Annotated in this window: 1 protein-coding gene and 1 pseudogene; one reads left to right on the top strand and one right to left on the bottom strand. The window is 63.6% G+C overall.

From position 1 onward, the window contains the following. Positions 1–167 (bottom strand): annotated as a pseudogene (locus JCM21793_RS29420) (DUF721 domain-containing protein); the annotation flags it as partial. Positions 168–217: 50 nt separating this feature from the next. On the opposite strand from JCM21793_RS29420, the gene mutY reads away from it, so the two are divergent. Continuing rightward, a partial coding sequence (gene mutY / locus JCM21793_RS23145; RefSeq protein WP_025031881.1) for an A/G-specific adenine glycosylase occupies positions 218–969 on the top strand: 752 nt, incomplete at its 3' end.

Raw genomic sequence — 969 nt, 5'->3', positions numbered from 1 at the left:
AAGCTTTTCAGGCCGCGTGCTGAGCGCCAGCCGCTCGCCCACGATCTCGCCCCAGCACTGGACAAGCTCCACCGAAAGCCCGGCGCGCTTGCGCATCACCGGATCGAGAATACCGGTGGCAAGATGCTCACCGCGACGGGATTGCCCGATTGCCTCTTCCCTGTCATGACATGAAGTCTCGAATTGATCCGCAACGCATATTGAGTTTCGCTCCAGTATGGCACGCACGGAAGCGTCGGTCACCGACGCACAGGCCTCTTCGACCAATTTTTCGCGCCCGCTGCTCGCGTGGTACGACCGCCATCACCGGAGCCTGCCCTGGCGCACTCCGCCCGACGAGACAAAACTCGGTGTCCTTCCAGATCCCTACCGCGTCTGGCTGTCGGAAGTGATGCTTCAGCAGACCACGGTCGGTGCGGTCAAGCGCTATTTCGAGGCATTTACCGATGTATGGCCGACGGTCGAAGCCCTCGCCACCGCCGAAACCGACGACGTGATGAAGGCATGGGCGGGGCTCGGCTATTATTCACGCGCCCGCAATCTGAAGAAATGCGCCGAGACCGTCGCCAGCGAATATGATGGCCGCTTTCCAGATACCGAGGCCGGCCTCAAGGCCCTTCCCGGCATCGGCGACTACACAGCCGCCGCGATTGCAGCCATTGCCTTTAACCGCCCCGCCGCCGTGGTGGACGGCAATATCGAGCGCGTCATCACACGGCTTCATGCCATCGAGACGCCTCTGCCGCAGGCCAAGCCGGAGATTCGCACCCTGGTCGCGCAGGCTCTTCCGCATGATCGACCAGGCGACTTCGCGCAGGCCATGATGGATCTCGGTGCGACAATCTGCACGCCGCGCAGGCCCGCATGCGTGCTTTGCCCCATCACCGATGGCTGCACGGCGCGGCGCGAAGGTACCGCCGAGCGTTTCCCCGTCAAGGCGCCGAAGATGGAAAAGCCTGCCCGCCGGGG

This window comes from Nitratireductor aquibiodomus NL21 = JCM 21793 (assembly GCF_000615975.1).
Lineage (GTDB): Bacteria > Pseudomonadota > Alphaproteobacteria > Rhizobiales > Rhizobiaceae > Nitratireductor > Nitratireductor aquibiodomus.
Note: the sequence above shows the minus strand (reverse complement) of the source record. Positions and strands in the feature narration are given on the sequence as shown.